Raw genomic sequence first — 20,976 nt, 5'->3', positions numbered from 1 at the left:
AATGCCAGACTACGATTACATCCACAGCGGTGACGCCATCTATGAGCGGTCGTTTGCGATTATCCGCAGCGAAGCCGATCTGTCGCGGTTCTCCGCCGAGGAAGCCGACGTTGCCGTGCGCATGATCCATGCCTGTGGATTGGTTGAAGCCGCCGAGCATTTCGTGTTCGCGCCGCACTTCGTCAGCGCCGCGCGCGCGGCGCTGCATGCCGGTGCACCGATCTTCTGCGACGCCGAGATGGTGGCGCACGGCGTGACCCGCACGAGACTGCCTGCCAAGAACGATGTCATCTGCACCTTGCACGATCCGCGCACCGCGGAGCTGGCGAAGGAGACCGGAAACACGCGTTCGGCCGCCGCCCTTCACCTCTGGAAGGACCGCCTTGCCGGCAGCGTCGTTGCCATTGGCAATGCGCCGACCGCGCTCTTCCACCTGCTTGAACTGTTGCGCGACGGCGCGCCGAAGCCGGCGGCGATCATCGGCATGCCTGTCGGCTTCGTCGGAGCGGCGGAATCCAAGGATGCCTTGGCTGAGAATTCCTACGGCGTTCCCTATGCGATCGTGCGCGGACGTCTTGGTGGCAGCGCCATGACGGCAGCAGCCGTCAACGCCCTGGCGAGGCCCGGCCTGTGAGCGGCGCTGGTCGTCTCATCGGTGTCGGCACAGGCCCCGGCGATCCGGAACTGCTTACCGTCAAGGCCGTCAAGGCTATCGAAGCGGCTGACGTGATCGCCTATTTCGCCAAACGCGGCAGAGGCGGCAACGGCAGGGCGATCGTCGAGCACCTGATCGGGGCGGACGCGGTCATGCTGCCGCTCTACTATCCGGTGACTACCGAGATCGAGAAGAATGAAGCCGAATATCGACGCCAGATCACCGATTTCTACGAGGAGTCGGCGGCGGCTGTCGCCGCGCATCTCGACGCCGGCCGCACGGTGGCCGTCCTCAGCGAGGGCGATCCGCTGTTTTATGGCTCCTACATGCACCTGCATGTGCGCCTCGCCAACCGCTATCCGACCGAGGTCATTCCCGGCATCAGTGCGATGTCCGGTTGCTGGTCTCTCGCCGGTATCCCGATCGTGCAGGGCGATGACGTGTTGTCGGTCCTGCCCGGGACGATGGCCGAGCAGGAACTTGAGCGTCGCCTCTCCGATACGCAAGCGGCGGTAATCATGAAGGTCGGGCGCAACCTGCCGAAAATCCGCCGCGCGCTGCAGGCATCGGGACGTCTTGCCGAAGCGGTCTACGTCGAGCGCGGCACCATGGCCAACGCGGCAATGATCAAGCTCGCCGATCGCCCCGAAGGCGATGCGCCCTACTTTTCGCTGGTGCTCGTTCCCGGTTGGGAGAGCAACCGATGAGCGGGCAGCTTTTCGTCATCGGCACCGGCCCGGGCAATCCCGATCAGATGACCCCGGAGGCGCATGCCGCCGTTTCGAAGGCCACCGTTTTTTTCGGCTATGGCCCTTATCTCGATCGCCTGAACCTGCGGGCCGACCAGACGCGTCAGGCGTCCGATAACCGCGAGGAACTGGACCGCGCGGGCGCCGCGCTGCGCGCCGCGTCCGAGGGCGCGGTCGTCTGTGTCGTCTCGGGTGGCGACCCTGGTGTGTTCGCCATGGCGGCTGCTGTCTGCGAGGCGGTCGACAATGGTCCGGATGCGTGGCGGGACGTCGATCTCGTCATCCTGCCGGGGATCACCGCCATGCTGGCGGTCGCCGCCCGTGTCGGCGCCCCGCTTGGCCATGATTTCTGCGCGATTTCGCTCTCAGACAATCTGAAGCCCTGGGCGACTATTGAAAAGCGTCTGGCTGCCGCAGCCGAAGGCGGCTTTGTTATCGCGCTTTATAATCCGATCAGCAAGGCGCGTCCGTGGCAGCTTGGAAAGGCGTTCGAATTGTTGCGCGAAAAGCTGCCCGGCTCGACGCCTGTCATTTTCGGCCGAGCCGCCGGACGGCCGGACGAGCGTATTTCCGCTCAATCGCTCAATGTTGCGGATGCCGCGACGGCCGATATGGCGACCTGCGTGATCATCGGCTCGGCGGAGACGAAGATCATCGAACGCAAGGGCAGGGCCGATCTCATCTATACCCCTCGTTTCAGCCCGGGGGCAGCAGGTGATTGATCATCGCCAAGGCCTCGTCGACGGTGGCGACCGTGGGGATGGCGGGCGCTTCGGCGCGGCCTATCATGATCACCTCGATGCTGAGCGCGCGCGCAGCCGCGATCTTGGCATAGGTGGCCGAGCCGCCGCTGTTCTTGGTGATGACGACATCGATGCGGTGCTCCCGCAGCAGCTCGGTTTCGCGTTCGACATCGAAGGGGCCGCGATCGAGAAGATAGTGCGCGTGGGGAAGCTGGGGTCGCGGATCGACCGGGTCCACGCTTCGGATCAGATAGTGGTGCTGCGGGGCGGCATCCGCCCGGTGCGCTTCCTGGCGACCGATCGCGAGAAACACGCGGTGCGGCGTGCTGCCGATTTGCGCGATGGCATCCTGGACGCTCGCGACATGCCGCCAGTGGTCGCCCGCCTCGACCTGCCAGGGCGCGCGGCGAAGGCCAAAGGCGGGCAGGCCGGTCATCGTGGCGGCTTGCGCGGCGTTCTGCGATATGCGGGCGGCGAAGGGATGCGTGGCATCGATCAACAGGTCGAATTTGCCGTCACGCAGAAAACTTGCGAGCCCTTCCGCGCCGCCAAATCCGCCGACGCGGGTGGGCAGGGACTGCGGAGCGGGTTTCTCCGTCCTGCCGGCAAGCGACAGCAAGGCATCGTAGCGGTCCTGAGTGGCCAAAGCCTTGGCGAGCGCGCTTGCCTCGGTCGTCCCGCCAAGCATCAGAATGCGGATTTTGCTCATGGCTGATATGTCTTCCGTTCCCGGCCAACCTTGGCTGACTATTATCGGCATCGGCGAAGATGGTCCAGCAGGGCTGGGCGAGGAGGCCAAGCGGCTGATCACAGCCGCGTCCGTCGTCTTCGGTGGCGCCCGTCATCATGCGCTGATGTCCGGTCTCATCCGGGGGGAATGCCTGGCTTGGGAGAGCCCGTTCGAGCGTTCGATCGCGGCAATCGCCGCGCGTCGCGGTTCGCCTGTCGTCGTGCTCGCATCTGGAGACCCGTTTCTCTATGGCGTGGGCGCCACGCTATCGCGGAGCGTCGACGCCACGGAGATGCGCACGATACCGGCGCCGTCATCCTTCAGTCTTGCCGCTTCGCGGTTAGGCTGGCCATTGCAGGAAGTTGCTAGCGTTTCGCTGCATGGACGCCCGATCGATCTCATCCGCCCGCATCTGCACCACGGCCAGCGCATCATCGCGCTCACCTCCGATCAGGAGTCGCCGACGCAGCTTGCGGCTTTGCTCGTGGCCAATGGTTTTGGCCGGTCGCGGCTGCATGTGCTGGAAGCGCTTGGCGGCGCGCGTGAACGGGTCAGGTCCTGCCAAGCCGATGCATTTGACCTTAAGGACATCGATCCGCTGAACGTCTGCGCCATCGAGATCGTGGCAGGCGAGGGCGCGCGCGTGCTGGCCTTTGCACCCGGCCTCGACGATGCGCTCTTCGAGCACGATGGCCAGATCACCAAGCGAGAAATCCGGGCGTTGACGCTGTCGACGCTTGCGCCCCGGCATGGCGAACTGCTGTGGGATATCGGCGCCGGTTCCGGCTCGATCGGTATCGAGTGGATGCTGTGTGACCCGTCGCTTCGGGCGATCGCCGTCGAGCAATCGAGCGAGCGGGCTCAGCGCATCGCGCGCAATGCAGCCGCCTTCGGCGTGCCCGGGCTCGCGGTCGTGGAAGGCGCAGCACCGCAGGCGTTGCAGTCGCTGCCGGCACCCGACGTCATCTTCGTCGGTGGCGGGGGCAGCGAGGATGGGGTAATGGAAGCGGCGATCGCGGCGCTGAAAAGCGGTGGCCGGCTGGTTGCCAACTCTGTGACGCTCGAGATGGATGCGAAATTGCTGGCCTTGCACGCCACGTTGGGCGGGTCGTTGACCCGCATCGATATTTCCCGTGCCGGCGCGATCGGCGCGATGACGGGCTGGCGCCCGGCAATGCCCGTCACGCAGTGGCACTGGGTCAAGAATTGAGGACAAGGATATGACCGTTCATTTCATCGGCGCTGGCCCGGGTGCCGCAGATCTCATCACCGTGCGCGGCCGCGACCTCATAGGAAAATGCCCCGTTTGCCTCTATGCCGGCTCGATCGTTTCGCCCGATCTTCTCGCCTATTGTCCGCCCGGAGCGCGGATCGTCGACACAGCTCCGATGTCGCTCGACGAGATCGAGGCCGAATATCTGCGTGCGGCCAATGCTGGCGAGGATGTTGCCCGCCTGCACTCGGGCGATCTCTCGGTCTGGAGTGCAGTCGCCGAACAGATCCGCCGCTTGGATAAGCATGGCATTGCCTACACGATGACACCAGGTGTTCCGTCCTTTGCCGCCGCCGCCGCCGCGCTCGGCCGCGAACTGACCATTCCCGAGGTCGCGCAGAGCCTGGTGCTGACGCGCGTATCCGGCCGGGCATCGCCGATGCCTGATGGCGAGACCTTGGCGCAGTTTGGCGCCACGGGCGCCACGCTTGCCATCCATCTCGCCATTCACGCGCTTGACCGGGTCGTCAGCGATCTTACGCCGCTATATGGGGCCGAATGCCCCGTTGCCATCGTCGTGAAGGCGAGCTGGGAGGATGAGCGGATCGTGCGCGGGACGCTCGGCGATATCGAGGCCAAGGTGGCCGCGGAGCCGATCGAGCGGACGGCGATCATCTTCGTCGGCCCATCCTTGTCGTCGACCGATTTTCGCGAGAGCTCGCTTTACGATGCGACCTATCAGCGTCGCTTCAGAGGCCGACAGTAAAACCGCCGCAAGACTTGGACTTCCAGCCGCGCACTTGCCGGCTTTTCTGCCTCGCGCGCCGGGCAATCGGCGTGCGGTAAGGCTTAATGTTATCCACAGCGCCCAATATCCCCGAAGATTGCCCTGAAAACCCGGCTCGAGTGGTAAACGAGGGATTAACCAATTGGATTAGCTTGGTTTCGTGATCCCGTTACAATGTCGTTGCTACAGTATTTACTAGGGATGACGTTGCTTCGTCTATGCCAGAACAATACGGGATTTGGCACTATACCGTGACGCGAAAACACAAACGATTATTATCGTTAAGAAACGGTATTTCTAAAGAATAATTGCCATACGCTTCTTGGTTGATGTTTTTGCTTCAGAGTAAAAATTAATTCCTGTTTTTATCTGTAGGCGGTATAATTTTATATACTGAGCATTTTTAATCTAAATCTGACGAAATATTTTGTATTGATTGTCACTACTGATGTATGTAGGTTCTTAATAAAGTAGAAACCACACGCTATAAGTGATCCAAAACGGATAAACTACTTTACTGACTTAATACACGCCGATGTCCCCCGAGTATTGCATTTCGTTGCGAATGGTCACCTCTAACACTATTGAGTATGAGGCTAGTATGAATTACGTACCTTCGGAATTTGAAAGCGGACGCACGCCTGTCAACAGACTTCAGGCCGTTGCCGTGGCACCCAGAGCTCTCAGCGACCTGGGCGAAGTAAAGGTTATCGGCGAGGACCGGTGCCTGCTTATCATCGACGGCAGAACACTCGAGCGGGAATGCCTCGCGACGACGCTGACGCAGAACGGCCTTGGCATGAAGGCTTGCGCGGTGGGCTCGGTGGCGGAATGGCGGCGCAAGAAAGATGCGACGCAGCGCGTCAAAGCGGTGCTGCTCAACATCACCGGCCGTGCGTCGAGCGATGGCGCTCTTTACGAAGAGATCGCCAGCATCGCGACGGAACTCGCACCGGCGCCGGTCGTCATCCTCGCCGATGGTGACGATCTCAACCAGACGCTCCGGGCGATCGAGCATGGCGCTCGCGGCTTCATTCCCACTTCCGTGGGCATCGAAGTTTGCGTTGAAGCCATCGGGCTGGCAGTTGCGGGCGGCACCTTCATCGTGGCGGGCAAGGCCTTCACATCGTCGGCTCCTGTCGACAACGCGCCGCGGCAGAAAGAGCTCTCGCGCATGTTCACGCTGCGCCAGGCCGAAGTCGTCCAGGCGTTGCGCAAGGGCAAGGCGAACAAGATTATTGCCTATGAGCTCAATCTGCGCGAAAGCACCGTCAAGGTTCACATCCGCAACATCATGAAGAAGCTGAAGGCGACCAACCGTACCGAGGTTGCCTACAAGCTGAACGATCTGTTCCAGTCCGACTCGCGCTGGAGCGCCTCGGCGGACTAGGTCAGGCTAGGCGGTGCCATCCGTGCTGACCGGGTGGTTCTCGCTGATGGCGCCGGATGGACTCCGCGATCCTTTATCACCTGTTCGTGTTTCCTGGCCGTCGGGGTGTACCCGGCGGCCAAGAATTTGTCGGTAGCCCTTCTTCGAGAACGGCTGGAACAGCTGCCCAATAAAGCTGTCGGAGACACGGCCGCTGATGCCGATGTTCGTCGGCGGGCGGCGGTCTGGATTGAAGTAGGTGCCGAACAGCTGGTCCCACAAGACAAGGTTCTCGCCGTAGTTCGTGTTGCCCTCGGCCAGCACCCGCGAGTGATGCCAGCGATGCAGGCCTGGTGTGCTGAAGATCAGATCGAGCGGCCCCGTGCGCACGTCGATGTTGCAGTGAGTGAGCAGGCCGATAAAGGCCGTAACGGCGCCAATCCATAGAAACACCGGCAGCGGCGCGCCCAGGAGATAGAGCGGAAGCTGGCTGAGCGCAATCTTGAACAGCGAGTCCATGAAATGGAATCGGCCGGTATTCACGACCCAGAGGCGCTCGACACTGTGGTGAAGGGCATGAAACCGCCAGAGCGACAGTATCTCGTGGGCCGCGCGGTGGGCGACGTATAGTCCGAATTCGGCGATTACCAAGCCGAGGACCACCTGAAGCGCCAGCGGCCAACTGCTGGGCCAGATATCGGGTATGCCGACAACAAAGGGATGCGCAACGGTCGCGACCGCCATCGGCGCGGTCGCACCCAGTGCGGCGGCCAGCTGAACGCCACCCTTGCTCAGCAGCGTATGCGCGACGTCATTGAACGTCTCGCCGTCCCGCTGCAGCCATTGCTTTTCGAATGGCATCACTCGCTCGAAAAGCGCAATTGCGCAGACGATTGCCAGGTAGACCACGTTGAACCACAGCAGAGGCGCATGGCTCTGAAAGGCGAACCCCGCGCCTATCAGCCCGGCTGAAAATAGCGCTGGCCACAGCATCCATGAAAGCAGCGCGTGGGTAATCGATGCGCTCTTGTCGGTCACGTGTTATCTCCGCCAAATTTCGAAGTCATTCGTTGATACACTACGATTGTGGCTCGTATGCAATATCGCGCGTTTAAGCAACCGCGCGGACATGCACACCACGTCAATCGCCTGCCGCATCCTTAATGTATGCCGGACCAAAACTAGCCATTGTTCCCTATGCAACTTCTTGCTAGGTGCACAGCATCATCAATGCCGCATCCAGGCTGCCATATCATGCATTTCCGCGCTTCAGACACCTCGCCCAACCCGCTCGTTGGTATCGCACTGTCCTGCGCGGGCTATTCGCTGTTTGCGATCCAGGATGCGATCGTGAAATGGCTGGTTGCGGACTATGCGGTGCCGCAAATTCTATTCATTCGTAGCGTGATCATCGTTGCGGTCGCTGGCTTCATGGTCAGGCGCCTGCGCCATCCGTCCATCTTGAAAAGCGCGCATCGCGGTTCGCTCGTCCTGCGCGCCCTGCTCATGCTGGGCGCCTGGATGGCATATTACTCGGCCGCCAGGCATCTCGGCCTTGCCGAGATCACGACCTTATACTTCTCGGCCCCCATCATCGTTATCTTCCTTTCCATCTTCGTATTGAAAGAAAACGTAGGCCCGATGCGATGGTTTGCCTGCTTTGCGGGCTTCGCCGGCGTCATACTTGCCGCCAATCCTACGCATTCGCCAAGCCTTGCGCCGACGCTCATGGTGCTGTTTGCAGGCTTTTGCTGGGCGTGGAGCACGGTGCTTGTCCGCTTGGTCAGCCGCTTCGAGAGCACGTTCAACCAGATGATGGCGACCAGCTTCCTTTTCGCCATCGCTTGCGGGATCATGCTGCCGTGGGTTTGGAAGTCGCCCGATCTTACCGGCTGGGCATTGATGCTGGGGCTCGGGGCGGTATCGGCGCTCGGCCAATTCCTGCTCTATGAGGGATACCGACACGCGCCGGCGTCTACGCTTGCTCCCATGGAGTATAGCGGCCTCGTCTGGGCGTTTCTCTTGGGCTACCTCATCTGGTCAGAAGTCCCAACGGTGAACGTCGTTGCCGGTGCGGTTGTGATCGTCTGCTCTAGCCTCCTGCTTGTGTGGTGGGAGCGTCGTGCCGTACTTGCCAGCCGCCGCCTGATCGCCTGATCGTTTCGCGCCAAAGTGCTATTGCTTGTCGTCGCGCTACGCGAGCCACAAGTGCAGCCGAAAGAATACTTCCGGTTGCCGTTCTTTCCTTATCCATTATTATAAGTAACGTCATTGTAATTATCGGTATATCCGAAATGATGACGCCTCAGCGTGAATATACCGATGTCAATGATTGGTGTTTCTGTTAGGTTTGTTGCTGTTGCTGCTGGCTTCAGTCTTTGTCATTTCATAATGAAATTTGACTATTGGATCGCTGAATTTTTGCGCTTAGCATTGTTTCACGTTAATAATAAAGTGAACGAGAGCAATATCGTCGAGTGTGGCTTCCTTAGAGTGTATGTATAGTGTCCGGAAAGTTCTTTTCCGGAGGTGTTTTTTGTGTGCTTTCGGGGGAAGAAATGAGAAAACAACTAAAAATCGGCGCTCACGCCGATCCAGGTCCTGGAGAGATACTTCACGGACCATGCCTTGAGCGCCTCTCCGCCGTTCACCCTGCCTTTGGTCAATTCACATTTAAGCTCTCGCTGTCGTTGATAAATAGCAGGTCGGCGCATGAAGCCGCTCGTCGGCGACATTCGCTGCTGAGAAAATCTCACCGATCGCGTGCTTTTTTGCGTTGTCGTTCCGCCAACCGGCGAGCTGATATCTGAGCGCGCAAGCTGCTCTTCATCGCGACATGAGTGAGATGACATTTGAGGCGCATGCTGATGACAGAGGGACTTACGAAGATCTTGCTCGCTGATAGTCAGGCCGCTCGATGCGCGCAGGCTGGGATGGCCCGCCGGCCATTGCGCGCGAGGCAGCTCGCTCTTCTATCGATCTATCGGGCGCGAAATAAAAGGGGACGTCAGTCCTGTATTCGCAGCGTCGATAACAGAGGTCGATGACGATGGCGTGGAAGAGTGCGCGCAAGCGTAGCGTTACATTTCGCAAGCGCCGCCAGCGGGATGAGCCCTTCGCCTGGAGCATGCAGCCCTATCGTGAGACCGGGCCACGGGTCATGACCTGCATGGCGCTCGTGATGCCGGAAAATGGGTCCGGCCTTGGGCGTGCCCATAATTGGATCGTTCTGATCAGCAACGAGATCAAGGCCCGTGCCTATCAGCAAATGACGGTTGAAATGCAGGGCGGGTCATTTGGCTTCGATGGCGATGACGACGATCCGCTGGACGAGTGACGGCGCCACAGAAGTGAGCGTTTCGATGAGTCAATTCGTTTTATTTAGAAGTATAGAATCGTAATTTTTAGCTTTAATATTGAATGTATATTTATTCTGAAGTCGGTCGTTGTTGATTTTGCATTAATAACTCCGGTTTGTCACCGGAATTCCCTATAGGCATGAAGCCTCCACAACTTTCGTATCGTGATTTTATGACCAATCCTTGGTATGTCGCGACCGCATGTTTCCACGCTTGAGAGCCCTATCGTCGTTAAAATATTATACTACCGGCGCGGTCGACATTTGTGGGCATCTAAAGCGCCTACTCTTGGTTTGTATTTCTGAGGATTTACTCCAACGCCAAGTCGTATAATCGAAAAGAATGTCACACGAAACGCATTCCTACTTTAAAATACTAAATAAGGAGTAATCCTGGGCGAATTGTTGGGCGTATTAATCTTGTGTTAACTAGACTGGCGGGTTGAGGATAAACGTTATGACCATGCCAGTGGAACACAGCTGGAGCGTGCGGCTTTCAGCCAGAAATGATCGACGGTGGTTTAGCTTCAATGCTGTCGCGACCACTTACGTTGCGGCTATCCTCGATTTCGCGGTATTATTCTTCGCGAGCGCCGGAGGATACATGCTTTATGAGCAAGTATTCTTGGGGATGGATGACGACCTGTCACGATATGCTGGCATTGGCCTGCTTGTCGCGACCGCTTTCGTTCTTGCGATGGGCGGTGCCCACGCCTATCGCCCGGCCGGGCTCCTGTCGTTTCGCAGACAGATGGCAATTGTTTGCACGTTTCTGCCAGCGGTCGTTGCGTTTCTTCTTGCGATTGTCTTTTTCCTGAAAATTGGCACGATGGTGTCGCGTGGCGCGATAATCTCCGCAGCCGTGCTGTCGTTTGGCGCACTGACGACGCTGCGGCTGGTATGGTACTCTTACCTGAACCGCGCGGTCGCTCATGCAGCTTTTCCGACCAGGCGCGTGTTGTTGATCTGCCCCGATTCCACGCCGGTTGAGCCTCTCATCCACAAGGCTGCGCTTGGCGGCTTGTCCATCAAACATACGATGCACCTCCGCGGCGTCGATGAGCCTCCTTACCTGCTGCATGAAAAGCTTCAGAAAAACGGCATCGCTGATGTCGATGAGGTTCTGGTTGTCTGGGGCGACTATGCCAACGCCGCTGTTCTCGAAGAATGCCTCTCGGCGTTGCGTGAGTTCTGCGTACCGGTCAGCGTGATGTTCTCCGGTCTTGTTGGCGATATCGCCCAGGGTTTTGCCCAGGATATCGGCGAGAACCGGGCATTCCAGATCCATCGTCCACCGCTCGGCCTGGTCGAGCGCATCGTGAAGCGCTTGTTCGATATCGGCTTTTCGATCGGCGCGCTGACCGTAACCCTTCCGCTCTGCGTCCTCGTGGCGATCGCCATCAAGTTCGACAGCCGTGGTCCCGTCTTCTTCATGCAGTGCCGCAAGGGGCATAATGGAAAGCCGTTCAGGATCCTGAAGTTCCGCAGCATGACTGTCATGGAAGATTCCGGCGATATTCGCCAGGCGACACGCAACGATCCGCGCGTCACCCGCGTCGGCGCCTTCATCCGCTCAACGAGCATCGATGAACTGCCGCAGTTCTGGAACGTACTGCGCGGTGAGATGTCCGTGGTCGGCCCGCGCCCGCATGCTCTCGCGCATGACGATCTCTATGGAACGCTGATCGCCCAATACGCCTCTCGCCGGCATGTGAAGCCAGGCCTGACAGGCTGGGCGCAGATCAATGGGCACAGGGGCGAGACCCCCACGGTCGACCGTATGGCGGACCGGGTGCGGCACGACATTTGGTACATCAACAATTGGTCGTTGTGGCTGGATCTCAGGATCGTCGTGATGACGGCGATCGGCTTGCAGGATCGGAGCAACGTCTACTGAAATTTCGTCGTCAATCCTGGTGTTTGCGTTGGTTGAGAGGTGCGTAGGCGATGATACTTGTAACTGGGGGAGCCGGCTTCATTGGCTCGAACTTTGTGCTGGATTGGCTGGCGGAGCACGACGAGCCGGCCGTCAATCTCGATGCGCTGACCTATGCCGGCAATCTGAATAACCTGCGGTCTCTCGAGAACGATCCGCGCCATATCTTCGTGCATGGCAACATTGGCGACGCAGCGCTTCTCAGCGATCTCTTTGCGCGCCACAAACCCCGGGCGGTCGTCAATTTCGCGGCCGAAAGCCATGTGGACCGGTCGATCCACGGGCCGGAAGATTTCATCCAGACCAACATTCTCGGTACGTTTCGTCTGCTGGAAGCAGCACGCGCCTATTGGGGTGGCCTCCAGACCAAATCAGATTTCCGCTTCCTGCACGTTTCGACCGACGAGGTCTTCGGGACGCTGAGCGCCGATGATCCAGCGTTCAATGAGGAAACCAGCTACCGGCCGAACAGCCCGTACTCCGCCAGCAAGGCGGCGAGCGACCATCTGGTTCGCGCCTATTTCCATACTTACGGCCTTCCGGTCGTTACGACCAACTGCTCCAACAATTATGGTCCGCTGCATTTCCCGGAAAAGCTCATTCCGCTGGTGATCCACAACGCGCTGAAAGGTCGCCCCCTGCCGATCTATGGCGATGGCATGCAGATACGTGATTGGCTTTATGTGAAAGACCACTGCAGCGCGATCCGTCGGGTGCTGGAGGCGGGGCGTCTGGGCGAAACCTACAATATCGGCGGTTGGAACGAGCGCGCCAACCTTCATGTCGTCACCACGCTCTGTGCGGTACTTGACGAGCTCCAGCCGCGGCCTGATGGCAAGAAATACGGCGAGCAAATCGCCTTCGTCACCGATCGCCCTGGGCACGACCGGCGCTACGCGATCGATGCACGCAAGATCGAGGTCGAGCTCGGCTGGCGTCCGGCCGAGACCTTCGAGAGCGGCATTCGCAAGACCGTCCGATGGTATCTCGACAATGCCGATTGGGTCGAGAACGTGACCTCAGGCAGCTACCGCAACTGGGTGGAGAAGCAATACGCATGACCGTGCTGCTTCTTGGAAAAAACGGGCAACTGGGACGCGGACTTCAGCGCACGCTGCTCCAATTCGGCAGTCTCGTAGCCTTCGCGCGCGACGAGTTTGATCTCGACAATCCAGAGGCGATCGCAGCGCGTCTGGATGCCGTCCGCCCTGATATCATCGTCAATGCGGCGGCGTATACGCAGGTCGATCTTGCCGAAACGAATGCCGACGCGGCGTTTCGGGCAAACCACCAGGCCGTGAAGGCGTTAGCGGATTACGCCCGCCGGTGCGACGCGTTGTTGGTTCACTATTCGACGGACTATGTCTTCGACGGCAGACAGGAGACGCCCTATCGCGAGAGCGACGAGACGCATCCGTTGAATGTCTACGGCCAGTCAAAACGCGCCGGCGAGTTGGCGATCGCCGAGTCCGGCTGCCGACATTTGCTGTTTCGTACCAGCTGGGTCGTCTCGGTCGATGGCACGAATTTCGTGAAGACCATTCTGCGCCTGGCGCGCGAGCGTCCGAACCTGCAGATCGTCGCGGACCAGTTCGGGGCTCCGACGGCGGTCGAGCTGCTCGCCGATGTCACGGCACTTGCAATTGCCGCGAACCGGCACGGTGGGATCGCCGACGGGACATATCACTTGACCGCATCGGGGCGAACAAGCTGGCACGGGCTCGCCCGGCACATCGTCCAGAGGGCGATCGAGATCGGCTTCGTATCGGCGGTCGATCCTGCCGATATCGAAGCAATCACGACCGAGGAGTTTCCGCGGCCTGCCGCGCGGCCGCGCAATTCGTCGCTCAACACGGATGCTTTGAGTTCCGCCCTTGGGCTGACCCTGCCCGAATGGACGGTGCATGTCGATCGCGTACTTGATCAATTGAAGGAACGGGGGTGGGCGCTGTGACCCGAAAAGGCATCATTCTCGCCGGTGGATCCGGCACACGTCTTCATCCGGCGACGCTTGCCATGAGCAAGCAGTTGCTGCCTGTCTTCGACAAGCCGATGATCTATTATCCACTCAGCACACTGATGCTGGCCGGCATCCGCGACATCCTGATCATCTCCACACCGCTCGATATTCCTCGCTTCGAGCAACTGCTGGGGGACGGCAGTGCCTGGGGCGTCAAGTTTTCCTACGCCGAACAGCCATCGCCCGATGGCCTGGCGCAGGCCTTCATCATCGGCGAGAAGTTCCTCGATGGCTCGCCGTCGGCGCTCGTGCTCGGCGACAACATCTTCTACGGCCATGACCTGCCGATCCTCCTCGCGAGCGGCATGTCTGTCGATCGCGGCGCGACGGTCTTCGCCTATCACGTGCTCGATCCGGAGCGTTATGGCGTCGTCGAATTCGACAGGCGCTTCAGGGCGGTCTCGATCGAGGAAAAGCCGGCGGAACCGAAATCGAATTACGCGGTGACGGGCCTCTATTTCTACGATGAACGCGCCGTCGAATTCGCCAAGTCGCTACGCCCTTCGCCGCGCGGCGAACTCGAGATCACCGATCTGAACCGGCGCTATCTCGAGGATGGCAGCCTGACCGTCGAGATCATGGGCCGCGGCTACGCCTGGCTGGATACGGGAACGCATGATTCACTGCTCGACGCCGGGCAATTCATCTCGACGCTGGAACGGCGCCAGGGGCTGAAAGTATCCTGCCCCGAGGAAATCGCGTTTCGCAACGGTTGGATCACCGGCCGCCAGTTGGAGCAACTGGCCGCGCCGCTCTGCAAGAACGGATATGGGAAATACCTGATGCGACTTCTGGCGGAGGCAGGCTGACCGATGAAAGTCTCTTCGCTGGCAATTCCTGACGTCCTGCTGATTGAGCCCACCGTCTATGGCGATGAACGCGGCTTCTTTTTCGAGAGCTTTAACCAGGCCCGCTTCAACGAAGCGGCCGGGGCCGAGGTTTCATTCGTTCAGGACAATCACTCCAAGTCCGCCAAAGGCGTACTGCGCGGGCTGCACTACCAGATCAGCCAAGCCCAGGGAAAGCTCGTTCGGGTGGTCGAGGGCGAGGTCTTCGACGTGTCCGTGGATCTGCGGCGATCCTCGCCGACCTTCGGGCAATGGGTTGGTGAAATCCTGTCGGCGGACAACAGGCGCCAGCTCTATATCCCGCCGGGCTTCGCGCACGGCTTCGTGGTTCTGTCCGAAACCGCGCAATTTCTCTACAAGACGACTGATTTCTACTCGCCGCAACATGAGCGCGCCATCATCTGGAACGACCCGACGGTGAACGTCGCCTGGCCGATAGAGACAACCCCCACCCTTTCATCCAAGGACGCGCAGGCGCCGCTTATGAAAGATGCGGATCTTTTTCCGTAACGGCGTTTAGCGACTATCGCCGCATCTTTAGTAGGCAGAGCTCAGACGAGGCGCGAAAGTTGCCGATCATCGGCCTGCCGTCTCCCGCTCCACCACATATCGTTGCCCTTGGTCCTTTCCGGATCGGTTTTGGTGTGTCACATAAGGTCGGCTAGCCATCGCCACTGGGAGGACGATTGTCGGAATGAGGGGAATTCGCCAACTGGCCAAGCATCTCGATATTTCGATCGGGACCGTGTCGCGGGCGCTGAATGGCAAACCGGATGTGAATGAGGAGACCCGCAAGCGCGTGCTGGCGGCGGCCGAAGAGCTTGGCTATGTCGCGAACCAGTCGGGCCGAAGCCTGCGGCAGGGTACGACCAACGTCATCGGCCTGATGATCGAGTCCAGCAAGGAAACGGTCGAAAACGCCGACAACTTCTTCCTTGGCCTGACAGGCGGCTTGCAGAGCGTGCTTTCGCGCCACAAGCTCGACCTTATCATGCTGCCTTGCCCGAATGACGAGGACCCGCAGGAATATCTGAAGCGCATGGTGGCGCGTCGTGTTGTCGATGCACTGATCATTTCCGCCACGCAGCGCATCGACAAGCGCATCGATTTCCTGGCCAAGGCGAAGATCCCCTTCGTCGCGCTCGGCCGCAGTTCGTCCGGCGGCAATTACAGCTGGATCGACCTTGATTTCGAAGGCGTCGCGGCCTCGGCCGTCGATCGGCTGGTGACCAAGGGGCATCGACGGATCGCGATCGCGGTTCCATCGAGCGACGTCAATCTCGGCTATATCTTCCTCGATGCCTACCGCCGCTCGCTGGAACGTCACGGCATCGCCTATGATCCCGAACTCGTCATTCGCGCGAAGTCGAGCGAGCAGGGCGGATATCAGGCCGGTCACGAGCTCATCCGCCTTGATCCACGGCCGACGGCGATCATTCTGATCTACGAACTGATGGCGATCGGGCTCTACCGGCGCATGGTCGAGGCGGGTATCATTCCCGGCCGGGATCTCGCCGTCATCGGCTTTCGCGAGGAGCCGCGCGCCAGGTTCCTGCAGCCGGCACTGACATGTTTCCGGATGTCGCTACGCGATCTTGGCGCCGAGCTTGCGGAAACGCTGCTCGCGACCATGCCCGCCTACGCGGATTTCTATCCTGGTGGCGCGCGCAACACGATTTGGCCGCTCGAACTCGTCGCGGGCGAGAGCGATGCCTTCAGTCTCAACATCTGAATTTTCTCGAAAGCCAGCCCATGCAACCGCGCGAATTCCTCAAAGATCTCTTCTCCGCCGCTGTCAAGGCAGCTGATCCGTTGACAGGCATAACAGCCTATCTTCCAGCCAAGCCGAAAGGCCGAACGGTTGTGATCGGCGCCGGAAAGGGCGCGGCACAGATGGCGCAGGCGCTTGAGGGTGTCTGGGACGGGCCGCTCGAGGGTGTTGTGGTAACGCGTTATGGCTATGGCTGCGAAACCCGAAACATCGAGATCCTTGAAGCCTCGCATCCCGTTCCTGATCGCGCCGGCCTCGTGGCTTCGAAGCGGTTGATGGACGCCGTGAGGGGGCTTGGCGAGGACGATCTCGTCATCGCGCTGATCTGCGGGGGAGGGTCCGCCCTGCTGCCGTCGCCGCCGGAGGGGCTGACGCTCGAAGACGAGATTGCCATGAACGAGATCCTGCTCGCCTCGGGCGCGCCGATCTCCGCGATGAACGTGGTGCGCAAGCATCTATCGACGATCAAGGGCGGCAGGCTGGCGGCGGCCACAAAGGCGCGTGTTGTCAGCATGGTCGTGTCGGATATCCCCGGCGACAATCCTGCTTATGTCGCTTCCGGTCCGACGGTTCCGGATCGCTCGACGCGGCACGATGCGCTTGACATCATCGCGCAATACAAGATGCCGCTGCCGCAGGCGGCGCTCGATTTCCTTGCCACGCCGGCTGCCGATGCGCCGAGCCCGGATGATCCGGTGTTCGGCCGCCACGAGCATCATGTGATCGCCTCGGCCGGTGTTTCGCTAGAGGCCGCGGCAGCGCTTGCCAGATCGCACGGGGTGGAAGCCGCCATCCTGTCGGATTCCATCGAGGGCGAATCGCGCGATGTCGCTTCGGTGCACGCGGCGATCGCCCGCGAGGTCCTCGCCAAAGACCGGCCGTTCAAAAGGCCGGTCGTTATCCTCTCCGGTGGGGAAACGACGGTGACGCTCCGAGGCAAGGGCGGGAAGGGCGGGCGCAACGGCGAGTTCGCGCTCGCGCTGGCGCTGGCGATCCAGGGCCACGACATGCATGTGCTCGCCGCCGATACCGATGGTATCGATGGGTCGGAAGACAACGCCGGCGCCTTCGTGGATGGGAAGACGGTCGACCGATTACGCGCCGCCGGTCTCGATCCGCGCCGTCTTCTCGATGGCAATGATAGCTATAGCGGCTTCGCTGCCATTGGTGACCTGTTCGAGACGGGCCCGACGGGAACCAATGTCAATGATTTCCGCGCGATCCTGATCCGCTAACAGAAGAATCGAAATCTGATCTGGCAACCTGCGTTCCCGCCGGAACGCGGGCGCAAAATAGCGCGAAATTTTTTCGTGCTGCGCTGCGGCGCAGCCGGCCCTAAGGCCCCGCATTTACAGATGTTTTCCGCAGCATTTTTTGTCTGATCGCGTGGGATTGACAGCGAGAAACGTTTCCGCTTAGTATCGTAAACGTTTACGGGACAAGTTTCGGGAGGAAAGCCAGAGACTGTCCACGGGAGGAAATCGTGACATTGAATGCCGTTCTCTGCGGTTGCGGAGCCATGTCCAAGGGCTGGTTGCGCGCCATGAAGGAAACCCCGGCTCTTGCAGCCGAGATCGAGGTCAAGGGCCTCGTCGACGTCAATCCTGCGGCGGCTGAAAAGCTCGCCCAGGAGTTTGGTTTGAGCGGTGCCGTGATCGGCACGGATCTCGCCGACGTCATCGCAAAATCCAAAGCCGACATCGTCTTCGACGTGGTCATCCCGACCGCGCGCTTCAACGTGGTGTCGACGGCGCTCAAGGCCGGCTGCCATGTGCTGAGCGAAAAGCCGATGGCAACCTCGCTTGCCGAAGGGGCTGCTCTCATCGATCTTGCCGCCGAAACCGGCAAGGTCCACGCTATCATCCAGAACCGCCGCTTCATCTCGGGCGTTCGCCGCATGCGCCGTTTCGTCGAAAGTGGTGCGATCGGCGATATCACCGGCATCCATTGCGATTTCTTCCTGGCGCCGCATTTCGGCGGCTTCCGCGAAGAGATGCAGAACGTGCTGCTGCTCGACATGGCGATCCACACCTTCGATGCCGCGCGCTTCGTCGCCGACAAGAAGCCGCTCGCCGTCTACTGCGTCGAGCGCAATCCGAAGGGTTCCTGGTATCAGCACGGCGCTTCCGCCAACGCGACTTTCGAATTCGCTGATGACGTGGTCTTCACCTATCGCGGTTCCTGGTGTGCCGAAGGCGAGCGCACAAGCTGGGAAAGCCAGTGGCGCCTCGTCGGCTCCAAGGGAATGCTAACCTGGGATGGCGAAGAGGGCTTCAAGGCCGCGACCGCTGGAAGCGAGCCCGGTCTGCTGCACGGCTTCACGCCGGTCGAGGTCCCGGCGCCTGAACATGACGAAGAGACGCATGGCCACGCCAGCGTGATCGCGAGCTTCGTCGAGGCGATCAAGACGGGCAAGCGCCCGGAAACAGCAAGTTCCGACAACATCAGAAGCCTCGCCATGGTCTTCGGCGCGATCGAAAGCGCCAAGACCGGCAAGCGTATCGAAATTTCAGCATAAGGATTGAGATTGTGAGCAACCCCGCCAAGTCCATTCGTATCGGAACCATGGTCAGCGCCTCCAAGGGCGGCGCCGACAAGCGGATCGGCCAGATCGCCGATATGGGCTTCGAAAGCTTCGAACCCTTCTTCTGGCAGACGACCAACGGCCAGAACCTTGCCGAGCTCGGAAAGCGCTGCGTCGACGCCATCGGCGACCGCGATATCACGATCTCGACGCTCGGCATGTTCGGCAACCCGCTCGAAACCACCGATATCGATCTCGACACGCTCCAGGGCTGGAAGGATTGCATCGACAACGCGCACCACTTTGGCGCCACCTGCGTTGCCGGCTTCACCGGCCGTATTCGTGGCAAGGTGCTGACCGACAGCCTGCCGCGCTACAAGGAAATCTGGAGCGAGCTTGCCAAGCGCGCCGCCGACAAGGGCGTCAAGATCGCCTTCGAAAATTGCGCGATGGATGGCAATTGGCAGACGGGCGACTGGAATATCGCGCACAATCCGGATGCCTGGGAGCTGATCTTCAACGAGACGCCTGATGATAACATCGGCATCGAATGGGAGCCGTGCCATCAGATGGTCTATCTGATCGAGCCGTTGCCGCAGATCCGCAAGTGGGCGTCGAAAATTTTCCACGTTCACGGTAAGGATGCAACGATCCGTTGGGATGTCATCAAGGAGCATGGCATCTTCGGTAAGGAGAAGTTTGTGTTCATGCGCACGCCGGGATTCGGCGACAGCAACTGGACGGACATCATTTCGGAACTGCGCCTCGCCGGCTGGTCGGGATCCATCGACATTGAAGGTTGGCACGATCCGGTCTATCGCGACGCGCTCGAGATGACCGGCCAGGTTCATGCGCTGAACCATTTGAAGCATGCCCGGGGCGGCGATTTCGTCGTCGATCCGGTTTGATGATATCGCGGCCGGCAAGGAGGAATTGCCGGCCTACGATCTAGGATAACCACAAAGGAGGAGAACCATGGCTATCCGTAAATTTGCAATGATCGGCGCACTTGCGCTGGCGGGCGTGTCGCTCTTCGGCCTAGCCGCCAAGGCCGAAGACGTCACCCTGACCCTCTGGTCGCTCGACCGCGACATTCAGCCGGCGCCGAACCTGATCAAGGAATTCAACGATCAGAACAACGGCATCAAGATCGAATACCGCCAGATCCAGTTCGACGACGTTGTCAGCGAATCGATGCGCGCGTTCTCGACCGGCAAGGCGCCGGATATCATCGCCATCGACAACCCGAACCACGCGATGTTCGCTGCCCGCAAGGCGTTTCTCGACCTGACCGACATGATCGCCAAGTCGACCGTCATCAAGCCTGAGAACTATTTCCCCGGACCGCTGAAGTCCGCCACCTGGGACGGCAAGCTCTACGGCGTGCCGAAGGCGACCAACACGATCGCGCTCTACTACAACAAGGACATGTTCAAGGCCGCCGGTCTCGATCCGGAAAAGCCGCCGCAGACCTGGGATGAGCTCGTTGCGGACGCCAAGAAGCTCACCGATCCGTCGAAGAACGTCTACGGCCTGACCTTCTCGGCAAAGGCCAACGAGGAAGGCACCTTCCAGTTCCTGCCATGGGCGCAGATGGGCGGCGCGACCTACAAGACGATCAACGCTGATGGCGCCGTGAAGGCGCTGACGGTCTGGAAGCAGATCATGGACGAGAAGCTTGCTTCTCCCGATACGCTGACCCGCAGCCAGTGGGACGCGACCGCCACATTCAACGCCGGCAACGCGGCCATGGCCATCTCCGGCCCGTGGGAAATCGACCGCATGCTGACGGACGCCAAGTTCGACTGGGGCACGGCGCTGTTGCCGGTTCCGCAGGAAGGCGCGACGCGGTCTTCGGCAATGGGCGACTACAACTGGGCGATCTTCTCCAGTTCCAAGCATCCGGCTGAAGCCTTCAAGGCGCTTGAGTTCTTCGCTTCGAAGGACGACACGATGTACCAGAAGTTCGGCCAGCTGCCGGCTCGCTCCGACATCGCTATCCCGCCGACTGGCAACAAGCTGAAGGACGATGCGCTGAAGACCTTCGTCGAGCAGCTGAAATATGCCCAGCCGCGCGGTCCTTCGCCGGAATGGCCGAAGATCTCCAAGGCAATCCAGGATGCGATCCAGGCCGCACTGACCGGCCAGGCGACGCCGAAGGATGCGCTTGATCAGGCCGCCGAGAAGATCAAGGCCGTCGAAGAGTGACATATCAGGGCAAGCGGAGCGTGCGCGACGCGCTCCGCCTGTCCGACCCCAATGGCGTTTTCGCC

Annotated in this window: 20 protein-coding genes; 18 read left to right on the top strand and 2 right to left on the bottom strand. The window is 60.1% G+C overall.

Annotation, left to right across the window (positions count from 1 at the left end; translation table 11 throughout):
- Nucleotide 1 precedes the first annotated feature (1 nt).
- Genes ACODTZ_RS00185 through ACODTZ_RS00175 form a run of 3 tightly spaced genes read left to right on the top strand, consistent with a single transcriptional unit; the run spans nt 2 to nt 2,126 of the window.
- A complete protein-coding gene (locus ACODTZ_RS00185; protein WP_018896502.1) occupies nt 2-634 on the top strand; it encodes a precorrin-8X methylmutase in 633 nt (210 codons plus the stop codon).
- The gene (locus ACODTZ_RS00180; protein WP_489022908.1) at nt 631-1,362 is read left to right on the top strand and encodes a precorrin-2 C(20)-methyltransferase; all 732 of its coding nucleotides are present in this window, start codon (nt 631-633) and stop codon (nt 1,360-1,362) included. Before ACODTZ_RS00185 ends, ACODTZ_RS00180 begins: the two co-directional genes overlap by 4 nt.
- Entirely contained in the window at nt 1,359-2,126 is a 768-nt protein-coding gene (locus ACODTZ_RS00175; RefSeq protein WP_489022907.1) for a precorrin-3B C(17)-methyltransferase, read from the top strand. The genes ACODTZ_RS00180 and ACODTZ_RS00175 overlap by 4 nt, the downstream gene beginning before the upstream one ends.
- Here ACODTZ_RS00175 and ACODTZ_RS00170 read toward each other — a convergent pair.
- Nucleotides 2,101-2,856: a cobalt-precorrin-6A reductase gene (locus ACODTZ_RS00170; protein WP_489022905.1), complete on the bottom strand. Its 756-nt coding sequence runs from the start codon at nt 2,854-2,856 to the stop codon at nt 2,101-2,103. The genes ACODTZ_RS00175 and ACODTZ_RS00170 overlap by 26 nt on opposite strands.
- Here ACODTZ_RS00170 and cbiE point away from each other — a divergent pair.
- The 3 genes from cbiE (at nt 2,855) to ACODTZ_RS00155 (ending at nt 6,267) form a co-directional block, all read left to right on the top strand.
- Complete coding sequence (gene cbiE, locus ACODTZ_RS00165) at nt 2,855-4,087, top strand: precorrin-6y C5,15-methyltransferase (decarboxylating) subunit CbiE (RefSeq protein ID WP_489022903.1); 1,233 nt, start codon at nt 2,855-2,857, stop codon at nt 4,085-4,087. The two genes, ACODTZ_RS00170 and cbiE, sit on opposite strands and share 2 nt — an antisense overlap.
- 10 nt (nt 4,088-4,097) lie before the next feature.
- Entirely contained in the window at nt 4,098-4,856 is a 759-nt protein-coding gene (gene cobM, locus ACODTZ_RS00160) for a precorrin-4 C(11)-methyltransferase (RefSeq protein ID WP_489022901.1), read from the top strand.
- A 622-nt stretch (nt 4,857-5,478) separates the two neighbouring features.
- Nucleotides 5,479-6,267, top strand: coding sequence for a LuxR C-terminal-related transcriptional regulator (locus ACODTZ_RS00155; RefSeq protein WP_489022899.1), 789 nt, complete (start codon nt 5,479-5,481; stop codon nt 6,265-6,267).
- A gap of 6 nt (nt 6,268-6,273) precedes the next feature.
- Here ACODTZ_RS00155 and olsE read toward each other — a convergent pair whose 3' ends face one another.
- Complete coding sequence (olsE, locus tag ACODTZ_RS00150) at nt 6,274-7,284, bottom strand: ornithine lipid hydroxylase OlsE (protein WP_489022897.1); 1,011 nt, start codon at nt 7,282-7,284, stop codon at nt 6,274-6,276.
- 216 nt (nt 7,285-7,500) lie between these two features.
- Between olsE and ACODTZ_RS00145 the strand changes: the two genes are divergently transcribed.
- The 12 genes from ACODTZ_RS00145 to ACODTZ_RS00090 all read left to right on the top strand — a co-directional run bounded on the left by ACODTZ_RS00145 (nt 7,501) and on the right by ACODTZ_RS00090 (nt 20,911).
- A complete protein-coding gene (locus tag ACODTZ_RS00145) occupies nt 7,501-8,403 on the top strand; it encodes a DMT family transporter (protein WP_112436215.1) in 903 nt (300 codons plus the stop codon).
- 892 nt (nt 8,404-9,295) lie between these two features.
- Nucleotides 9,296-9,583, top strand: coding sequence for a hypothetical protein (locus ACODTZ_RS00140; protein WP_146618453.1), 288 nt, complete (start codon nt 9,296-9,298; stop codon nt 9,581-9,583).
- Between the two features lie 478 nt (nt 9,584-10,061).
- Nucleotides 10,062-11,501, top strand: coding sequence for an exopolysaccharide biosynthesis polyprenyl glycosylphosphotransferase (locus ACODTZ_RS00135; RefSeq protein WP_047505120.1), 1,440 nt, complete (start codon nt 10,062-10,064; stop codon nt 11,499-11,501).
- A 50-nt stretch (nt 11,502-11,551) separates the two neighbouring features.
- Nucleotides 11,552-12,601 carry a dTDP-glucose 4,6-dehydratase gene (rfbB, locus tag ACODTZ_RS00130; RefSeq protein WP_489022895.1) on the top strand — a complete coding sequence of 350 codons (1,050 nt, stop codon included), beginning with the start codon at nt 11,552-11,554 and terminating at the stop codon, nt 12,599-12,601.
- On the top strand, nt 12,598-13,494 hold the full coding sequence (gene rfbD, locus ACODTZ_RS00125) for a dTDP-4-dehydrorhamnose reductase (protein ID WP_489022893.1): 897 nt from the start codon (nt 12,598-12,600) through the stop codon (nt 13,492-13,494). Before rfbB ends, rfbD begins: the two co-directional genes overlap by 4 nt.
- Nucleotides 13,491-14,369, top strand: coding sequence for a glucose-1-phosphate thymidylyltransferase RfbA (gene rfbA / locus ACODTZ_RS00120; RefSeq protein ID WP_047505434.1), 879 nt, complete (start codon nt 13,491-13,493; stop codon nt 14,367-14,369). Before rfbD ends, rfbA begins: the two co-directional genes overlap by 4 nt.
- 3 nt (nt 14,370-14,372) lie before the next feature.
- Nucleotides 14,373-14,918 (top strand): dTDP-4-dehydrorhamnose 3,5-epimerase, encoded by a 546-nt coding sequence (rfbC, locus tag ACODTZ_RS00115; RefSeq protein ID WP_489022892.1) that lies wholly within the window; start codon nt 14,373-14,375, stop codon nt 14,916-14,918.
- Between the two features lie 184 nt (nt 14,919-15,102).
- Entirely contained in the window at nt 15,103-16,140 is a 1,038-nt protein-coding gene (locus ACODTZ_RS00110; protein WP_489022890.1) for a substrate-binding domain-containing protein, read from the top strand.
- 20 nt (nt 16,141-16,160) lie between these two features.
- Nucleotides 16,161-17,414 (top strand): glycerate kinase type-2 family protein, encoded by a 1,254-nt coding sequence (locus ACODTZ_RS00105; protein ID WP_489022888.1) that lies wholly within the window; start codon nt 16,161-16,163, stop codon nt 17,412-17,414.
- A 248-nt stretch (nt 17,415-17,662) separates the two neighbouring features.
- Nucleotides 17,663-18,697, top strand: coding sequence for a Gfo/Idh/MocA family protein (locus ACODTZ_RS00100; RefSeq protein ID WP_489022887.1), 1,035 nt, complete (start codon nt 17,663-17,665; stop codon nt 18,695-18,697).
- An 11-nt stretch (nt 18,698-18,708) separates the two neighbouring features.
- Nucleotides 18,709-19,611, top strand: coding sequence for a sugar phosphate isomerase/epimerase family protein (locus ACODTZ_RS00095; RefSeq protein ID WP_018896483.1), 903 nt, complete (start codon nt 18,709-18,711; stop codon nt 19,609-19,611).
- A 67-nt stretch (nt 19,612-19,678) separates the two neighbouring features.
- Complete coding sequence (locus ACODTZ_RS00090; RefSeq protein ID WP_112983045.1) at nt 19,679-20,911, top strand: ABC transporter substrate-binding protein; 1,233 nt, start codon at nt 19,679-19,681, stop codon at nt 20,909-20,911.
- Nucleotides 20,912-20,976: the final 65 nt, after the last annotated feature.

The organism is Rhizobium sp. FG113 (assembly GCF_057809895.1).
The sequence above is the reverse complement of the archived record's forward strand: the minus strand, read 5'-3'. Positions and strand labels throughout refer to the sequence as shown.

What these genes read in the sequence shown, in the direction of transcription:
- ACODTZ_RS00185 (WP_018896502.1), top strand. Translation starts at nt 2, where the DNA reads ATGCCAGACTACGATTACATCCACAGCGGTGACGCCATCTATGAGCGG.
- ACODTZ_RS00175 (WP_489022907.1), top strand. Translation starts at nt 1,359, where the DNA reads ATGAGCGGGCAGCTTTTCGTCATCGGCACCGGCCCGGGCAATCCCGAT.
- cbiE (WP_489022903.1), top strand. Translation starts at nt 2,855, where the DNA reads ATGGCTGATATGTCTTCCGTTCCCGGCCAACCTTGGCTGACTATTATC.
- ACODTZ_RS00170 (WP_489022905.1), bottom strand. Translation starts at nt 2,856, where the DNA reads ATGAGCAAAATCCGCATTCTGATGCTTGGCGGGACGACCGAGGCAAGC.
- cobM (WP_489022901.1), top strand. Translation starts at nt 4,098, where the DNA reads ATGACCGTTCATTTCATCGGCGCTGGCCCGGGTGCCGCAGATCTCATC.
- ACODTZ_RS00155 (WP_489022899.1), top strand. Translation starts at nt 5,479, where the DNA reads ATGAATTACGTACCTTCGGAATTTGAAAGCGGACGCACGCCTGTCAAC.
- ACODTZ_RS00145 (WP_112436215.1), top strand. Translation starts at nt 7,501, where the DNA reads ATGCATTTCCGCGCTTCAGACACCTCGCCCAACCCGCTCGTTGGTATC.
- ACODTZ_RS00140 (WP_146618453.1), top strand. Translation starts at nt 9,296, where the DNA reads ATGGCGTGGAAGAGTGCGCGCAAGCGTAGCGTTACATTTCGCAAGCGC.
- ACODTZ_RS00135 (WP_047505120.1), top strand. Translation starts at nt 10,062, where the DNA reads ATGACCATGCCAGTGGAACACAGCTGGAGCGTGCGGCTTTCAGCCAGA.
- rfbB (WP_489022895.1), top strand. Translation starts at nt 11,552, where the DNA reads ATGATACTTGTAACTGGGGGAGCCGGCTTCATTGGCTCGAACTTTGTG.
- rfbD (WP_489022893.1), top strand. Translation starts at nt 12,598, where the DNA reads ATGACCGTGCTGCTTCTTGGAAAAAACGGGCAACTGGGACGCGGACTT.
- rfbC (WP_489022892.1), top strand. Translation starts at nt 14,373, where the DNA reads ATGAAAGTCTCTTCGCTGGCAATTCCTGACGTCCTGCTGATTGAGCCC.
- ACODTZ_RS00110 (WP_489022890.1), top strand. Translation starts at nt 15,103, where the DNA reads ATGAGGGGAATTCGCCAACTGGCCAAGCATCTCGATATTTCGATCGGG.
- ACODTZ_RS00105 (WP_489022888.1), top strand. Translation starts at nt 16,161, where the DNA reads ATGCAACCGCGCGAATTCCTCAAAGATCTCTTCTCCGCCGCTGTCAAG.
- ACODTZ_RS00090 (WP_112983045.1), top strand. Translation starts at nt 19,679, where the DNA reads ATGGCTATCCGTAAATTTGCAATGATCGGCGCACTTGCGCTGGCGGGC.